The organism is Thiocapsa sp. (genome assembly GCF_011390875.1).
Lineage (GTDB): Bacteria > Pseudomonadota > Gammaproteobacteria > Chromatiales > Chromatiaceae > Thiocapsa.
The window spans coordinates 1-6,465 of sequence record NZ_JAABRP010000244.1; the positions used below are offsets into that span (position 1 = coordinate 1).

Below are 6,465 nucleotides of genomic sequence, written 5' to 3' on the forward strand. Positions count from 1 at the left end.
GGCTGGGTGCTCTTCACACTCAGCATCTCCCACCTAGCCATCCTGGTTATCGGCTTCTTCTTCTTCGACTACAAAGCCAGCAAGGAAGAAGGCTGGTTGACCGAACGTCATCCGGAGTATGCGGAGTATGCGAAGGGGGTGAAGAAGCTCGTCCCCTGGCTCTACTGACACTACGCGTCCGAGCTTTTCTGCGTGCGCGACGGCCGGGATCGGTCTTGGATGGTTCCAAAGACCCTGTGAGTCGACCCGGTTCAGGAGATTAGGAACAATTCGAAAGCAACCGAAACACGTAGGATGGGTAGAGCGAAGCGAAACCCATCCTCCAAACCGCCGTGTTGCCGGATGTCGGTCCGATGCGCTTGGCGCGGGCTGGATGGGTTTCGCTTCGCTCTACCCATCCTACGCGTCAACCAAGATGTTGGTCTTGTTTCTGAGTCGTCGCTTAGGGTGATTTAGTGGCTGAGGCGAGGACATAGTCCAAACCACCGTAGACGCTCTCCGCGCTCATGCCGAGTGCAAGTCGGGCCGGGAGTCGGGTTGCGGGGTGGAGTCGGTCGAGCGTTTCCGGGTGTCTCGAGAGATAGTCGTGCAGGGGGGTGTAGACGCGATCGCGGATGGAAGCGACCTCGACATCTGCGAAACCGCAGGCTTCGAGCTTTTCCGCGTAGATCTCGCGCGTGTAGACGTTATCGGCGGGGATCGCAAACTTGCTCGCGACCAACCTCCAGGACCAGCGCTGTTTGAGTCGGGTACGCCAATCCTCGGACAGCGGCATGGGGATGATGTCGGCCGTGACCAATCGACCGCCCGGGCGTAGGACGCGGAAGGCCTCCTCGAAGAAACGTTCGCGGGTCTTGAAGTGGAAGGCGCACTCGAGGGCAACGACCTTGTCGACCGAATTCGCCGGCAGCGGCATCTCGGTCGCGGAGCCTTCGCGCAGGTCGATGCGGTCTTCCAACCCGAGGTCCGCAACCCGAGCGCGTGCGACGGCCACCTGAGAGGCCGTGATGTTCAGACCCTGGATGTGATCCGGCGCGTAGGTCCGAAGCCAGTAGATGTCTTGGTCGGCGAAACCGAAGCCGACGTCCAGCACCCGATCACCGGGCCCCATCGCTGCACGCTCCGCGACCAACGCGGCCAGCGCTTGGCACGCCTCGTCCAGTGTCTGCTCCGCACTCCAGTAGCCCAGATTGAGATAGAGACCGTTTTCGGTGGCCACGTCGGTCGATAAGAGGTCGTAGACGCGAGTCACGTCCCATGACCTGAAAGGGTTGTAGAGCCAATCGAGATAGGCGAGATGCCGTCGAAACGGCCGCGGAGTCGACATTCAGGTGTCCTGCGTGTTGGGCGAGGGTTTGGAAACGCGAAGGCGCAAAGACGCAAAGGAAAACAAGGAGCTGCAATGCGAAGGATGTTCACCCTTTGGTTGAACAGCATCATTGAAGCAAGGCACTAAACACCTTTGCGCTCTTTGCGCTCTTTGCGCTCTTTGCGTTTTAACGGCTCTTCTTAAACCGCGTCCAGAGCGACATGCGCGTCATTTGCACGTTGCGTTTGGCTTCGGAGATGTCCTCCACCTCGGTGAGACGCGGTTTAAGATTTAAATATCGGCGAGTGATTCTGTCGGCGGCTCGCACTGTGTACCCCGGCAGCGGTAGATGCGCGGGCGCTCGCCGGGCACAATTGCGGCGAGCGTGCCGGGGAGATGGCTCTCGTCGGACGGGATGCCCAGGACGAGGCGTCGCGGTCGGTAGCCGCGCTGTGCCTCTCGGCGCCAGGCGTCGAGACGCTCGTCGCCGGCACGGATCACCAGGGTCTCGGGCGGGTCGAGCCACTCGTCGAGCGCGAACAGGAGCGTCCCGTGGGCATAGGGCATACGGCCGATCGACTCGGCCGCCAGCTTCAGGGTTCCTTCGGCCGCAGCGAGATAGCGCGGCTCGCCGACGAGATGGCCGAGGCGCTGGAGTGCCAGCGCGGCGATACCGTTGCCGGAGGGAATGGCCTCGTCGCCGAGCGGTTTGGTGCGGTGTATCAGGGTCTCGTGGTCGCGTCCGGTGAACCAGAAGCCGCCGTCGACCGGATCGTAAAACTGATCCAGAAGCACCTCGGCCAACGCAAGGGCGAGGTCCAGATCCGCCCGCGACCAGCGTGTCTGCAAGAGCTCCAACAGGGCGTCCAGCAGGTTGGCATAGTCGTCGAGATAGGCATTCAGATGGGCGGTGCCGTCCTTGTAGGTCGCGAGCAGCCGACCCTCGCGCCAAAGTGTGCCGCGGATGAAGGCGAGCGCCTGCTCGGCGGACTCCAGATAATCGGGCCGATCGAAGGTGCGTGCGGTACGCGCCATACCCTTGATCATGAGTGCGTTCCAGGCGGTCAAGACCTTCTCGTCCCGACCCGGGCGAACGCGGCGCTCACGTGCGACATAGAGGGTCGCGCGGGCGGAGGCGAGCAGGCCCTGCACTCGCGCCGGCTCGAGCCCGAGGTCAACGGCGACGGCCTCGGGGGTGCGATACCCGTGCAGATGCCAGCGGCCTTCGAAGTTGGCCGGGCGATCCAGGCCGTAGACGGCGGCGAAGGGAGCATATTCGGCGGGAGCCAGCAGCGCCTGGATCTCGTCGCGATCCCAGACATAGAACTTCCCTTCCTCGCCCTCGCTGTCGGCGTCCAGACTGGACCAATAGCCTCCCTCCGGGGACTGCATCTCACGCAGTACCCAGTCCGCGGTCATAATGGCCGCATCCCGAAACAAGGGGTCTTCGGTGACGGCGAAGGCGTCGCAGCAGAGTGCGAGGAGCGGACCGTTGTCGTAGAGCATCTTCTCGAAGTGCGGAATCATCCAACGCGCGTCGACGGAGTAGCGATAAAAGCCCCCGCCGAGCTGATCCGTCAGTCCGCCGCGCACCATGCGTTCGAGCGTCCAAACGGCCTTCTCGAGCGCCGACCGATCGGGCTCGCCGGCCTGCGACCTGTCCGCCGCGTGCCGAAACAGGAGCTCGAGGTTGGTCGGGTGCGGAAACTTTGGCGCATCGCCGAATCCGCCGTGCTCGGGATCGAAGCTCTCGTCGAGCTGTTGCAGGGCCGCATCGATCACCGAGCGCTCGGGCAGCGCGTCCGAGGCGCGCGGCTCCAGCTCTGCCAGGGCCGCCATCAGGCTCTCGTTTTGCGACTCGATCGCCGTCTTCTGCTCGCGGTAGGCCCGCTCGACGCTCTGCATCAACTGCTTGAATGCGGGCAGACCATGCCGCGGCTCACGCGGGAAATAGGTCCCTGCGAAGAAGGGTCTTTGATCGGTCGGCATCAGGAACACCGTGAGCGGCCAACCACCGGCGCGCCGCGCGAGCAGTTGGTGTGCGGTCTGATAAATCTTGTCGAGATCCGGTCGCTCCTCCCGGTCAACCTTGATGTTGACGAAAAGCCGGTTCATCAGCTCCGCCGTACCGGAATCCTCGAAGGACTCGTGGGCCATCACATGGCACCAGTGGCACGCCGAGTAGCCGATCGAGAGCAGGATCGGCCGGTCCGTCTCGCGCGCCAGATCAAGCGCCTCCTCGCACCAAGGCCACCAGTCCACGGGGTTGTGCGCGTGCTGTTGGAGGTAAGGACTGGTCGTCGCGGCCAGACGGTTGGCATGGCCGGTCGGGGACGAATGAGCGTTCGACATGGCTGATCCTCTGGGCGTGGAGCGCGACTGATCACTGTAGGCTGGCGGCTGGCGGCTCTCCCAAGAACGTGGGTCCCCCCGAATCCCTTTCCATCCCCGCCCGACCTCGCCCGGTTCTGATAGTCTGTGATCGCGCAAGACGACAAGCGCCCAGACACCACAGGACATCCGATCATGAAGACCCAACCCCTCATCCTGAGCAAAGACCAGGAACGCCGCCTCATCGCCGGACACTGCTGGATCTACAGCAACGAGGTCGATACCAAGGCCACACCGCTGAAAGACTTCCAGCCAGGTCAGCCGGTCGCGATCCGCAGCGATCACGATCGCTGGATCGGTCACGGCTACGCGAATCCGCACTCTTTGATCTGCGCCCGTGTGGTCAGCCGCGATCCGACACAACCGCTGAGCCCGACCCTTTGGCTCAAGCGCATCCACGATGCCCTGACCCTGCGCGAGCGGCTTTACGCGCGGCCCTTCTATCGGCTGATCTTCGGGGAAAGCGACGGGATGCCGGGCCTGGTCGTCGACCGCTACGGCGATCTCCTCGCCGTGCAGATCACCACTGCCGGCATGGAACGGGTGCAGGGCGAGATCCTCGCTGCGCTCGAGCAGGTGCTGCGCCCCAAGGCGATCGTGCTGCGCAACGACACCTCGGTGCGCGAGATGGAGGGTCTCGCACAGGGTGTCGAGGTCATCCTGGGTTCGCCCGAGGACGCCCTGCCCCTGATCGAGAACGACCTGGAGTTCCTCGTCTCTCCCCTGACCGGCCAGAAGACCGGCTGGTTTTTCGACCAAGCCGAGAACCGCACCCGACTGGCACGCTACGGTGTGGGCCGGCGCGTCCTGGATGTTTGCAGCTATAGCGGTGCTTGGGGTCTGCGTGCCGCGGCGCTGGGTGCCGAGCAGGTGGTTTGTGTCGACAGCTCGCTGCCGGCACTCGAGCGGGTCGCCGACAATGCGGCGCGCAATCGGCTGGCGGAGCGCGTCCAAGGCCGGCACGGGGATGCCTTCGAGGTGCTGCGCGCCCTGCGCGAAGAGGACGCCCGTTTCGACACCGTGCTCCTCGACCCGCCCGCCTTCATCAAGCGACGCAAGGACGAAAAGGACGGGGTTCAGGCGTATCTGCGGCTCAATCGACTCGGGATGGAGCTGCTCGAGCCGGGCGGCCTGCTGGTGACCTCCTCATGCTCCTTCCACATGGGTCGCGATGTCTTTGTGCGGACCGTGCAGCAAGCGGCGCGGCGCGCCGGGCGTACCCTGCAGTTGCTGGAGACCGGTCAGCAGGGGCCGGACCATCCGGTGCATCCCGCGATCCCGGAGACCGCCTATCTCAAGACGCTCTTCTTCCGCGTCCTTCCCGAATTCTGATCGGCGATTCCGGAGGCTCGGCTCGGGATTTCCTGATCGAAAAATCACCAAACAAGATAGCCTTTTGTCATGAGGTTACCTACACTTTCGCGTGTTGCTGATGAGCACGGCGGATGCCGTGACACCCTTCCAGACACCGGATCAGACCCATGCACACCGACGCGAAAGACCGCACGACCGCCATCGCCGAGCCCACCCGTCGACCCGAGCAAGGCGCGCATCGCGTCCGATTCCTGCTGACGGCGCTCGCCGTTGTAGGGGTTCTGGGACTTGCCGGCTGCGGCAGCTCAACGAAGATGGCGTCGGTCGAGCCGAGCCACGCAGACAAAGTCGTCGTGAAGAAATCCCAACGCAAGCTGGAGCTGCACAACAACGGGCGGGTGATCCGCGAGTACCGGATCGCGCTCGGAGGTTCACCGGACGGCCATAAATTTCGCGAGGGAGACCAGCGCACACCGATCGGCGATTATCTGCTCAACTGGCGCAACCCGAACAGCAACTTCTACAAATCGATCCACATCTCCTACCCGAACGAGCGCGACAAGCTCGTCAGTCGCTCGCTCGGGTATTCGAATCCGGGCGGGATGATCATGATTCACGGCCTGCCCAATTACATCCAGTCCGAGGCGCTGCGCCAGCAATACGCCAATCGCGACTGGACCCAAGGCTGCATCGCCGTGCAGAACCACGAGATCGACGAGATCTGGTCGATGGTGCGCGACGGAACGCCGATCAAAATCCTGCCTTAAACCGCGCCCAGCGCGGTATGTAATGTTTTTGGATAGGATCGGCCCCGTCAGACTCGACGGTTGTTGGAGCCGGCGCGGTTTAAAGTTCTAAAAAATTTAAAATTTTAAACCACGTCTCCACCACGGGCGGTGACGTCCCCAAGGCCGAATACAACACGAAAACGACGCATGTCGCTCTGGACGCGGTTTAACTCAGGAACGATTCAAAAAACCGAAATACGTAGGATGGGTAGAGCGCCAGCGAAACCCATCCAGCCCGCGCCAATGGCATCGGAGTGAAACCCGGCATCCCGGCGACGCGGCGGTTTGGAGGACGGGTTTCGCTGTCGCTCTGGGGGTGCCGGGACCGGGGTGTTGGAGCTTTGAGGATGGGTTTCGCTGACGCTCTACCCATCCTACCCGCCAGCCGCCCTCAGATCCGCCCCTGCGCCGTATCCGGCAGAACGATGTTCAGCTCGAGGACCTCGTGGCTGTCCTCCTGCTCGTATTTCACCGAGACGGCATTCATGTCGACCTCCACGTACTTGCGGATCACCTCGAGGATCTCCTGCTGAAGCTGGGGAAGATACGAGGGTCGGCCACGCTGCGTGCGATCATGGGCCACCAGGATCTGCAGCCGCTCCTTGGCTACACTTGCAGAGCCCTTCGGTCGCGAGGAGCGGAAGTAGTCGAGTAAGCCCATAG

At 62.9% G+C, this 6,465-nt stretch carries 5 protein-coding genes and 1 pseudogene; 3 read left to right on the forward strand and 3 right to left on the reverse strand.

From position 1 onward, the window contains the following. Window positions 1–168 (forward strand): annotated as a pseudogene (locus GPT33_RS16160) (isoprenylcysteine carboxylmethyltransferase family protein); the annotation flags it as partial. A gap of 274 nt (window positions 169–442) precedes the next feature. Here the strand turns inward: GPT33_RS16160 and GPT33_RS16165 are convergent. Beyond that, window positions 443–1,327, reverse strand: a complete 885-nt coding sequence (locus tag GPT33_RS16165; RefSeq protein ID WP_296810868.1) for a methyltransferase domain-containing protein — start codon at window positions 1,325–1,327, stop codon at window positions 443–445. A 273-nt stretch (window positions 1,328–1,600) separates the two neighbouring features. Next, window positions 1,601–3,661 carry a thioredoxin domain-containing protein gene (locus GPT33_RS16170; RefSeq protein ID WP_296810869.1) on the reverse strand — a complete coding sequence of 687 codons (2,061 nt, stop codon included), beginning with the start codon at window positions 3,659–3,661 and terminating at the stop codon, window positions 1,601–1,603. 174 nt (window positions 3,662–3,835) lie between these two features. Between GPT33_RS16170 and GPT33_RS16175 the strand changes: the two genes are divergently transcribed. Both GPT33_RS16175 and GPT33_RS16180 read left to right on the forward strand, forming a co-directional pair. Further along, window positions 3,836–5,032, forward strand: coding sequence for a class I SAM-dependent rRNA methyltransferase (locus GPT33_RS16175; protein WP_296810872.1), 1,197 nt, complete (start codon window positions 3,836–3,838; stop codon window positions 5,030–5,032). Between the two features lie 149 nt (window positions 5,033–5,181). Continuing rightward, window positions 5,182–5,781, forward strand: coding sequence for a L,D-transpeptidase family protein (locus GPT33_RS16180; RefSeq protein WP_296810875.1), 600 nt, complete (start codon window positions 5,182–5,184; stop codon window positions 5,779–5,781). Between the two features lie 412 nt (window positions 5,782–6,193). Here GPT33_RS16180 and minE read toward each other — a convergent pair whose 3' ends face one another. Beyond that, on the reverse strand, window positions 6,194–6,463 hold the full coding sequence (gene minE / locus GPT33_RS16185; RefSeq protein WP_093190371.1) for a cell division topological specificity factor MinE: 270 nt from the start codon (window positions 6,461–6,463) through the stop codon (window positions 6,194–6,196). Window positions 6,464–6,465: the final 2 nt, after the last annotated feature.

Excerpts from the sequence above, each read along its gene's own strand:
- GPT33_RS16165 (WP_296810868.1), bottom strand. The coding sequence starts at position 1,327 with ATGTCGACTCCGCGGCCGTTTCGACGGCATCTCGCCTATCTCGATTGG.
- GPT33_RS16170 (WP_296810869.1), bottom strand. The coding sequence starts at position 3,661 with ATGTCGAACGCTCATTCGTCCCCGACCGGCCATGCCAACCGTCTGGCC.
- GPT33_RS16175 (WP_296810872.1), top strand. The coding sequence starts at position 3,836 with ATGAAGACCCAACCCCTCATCCTGAGCAAAGACCAGGAACGCCGCCTC.
- GPT33_RS16180 (WP_296810875.1), top strand. The coding sequence starts at position 5,182 with ATGCACACCGACGCGAAAGACCGCACGACCGCCATCGCCGAGCCCACC.
- minE (WP_093190371.1), bottom strand. The coding sequence starts at position 6,463 with ATGGGCTTACTCGACTACTTCCGCTCCTCGCGACCGAAGGGCTCTGCA.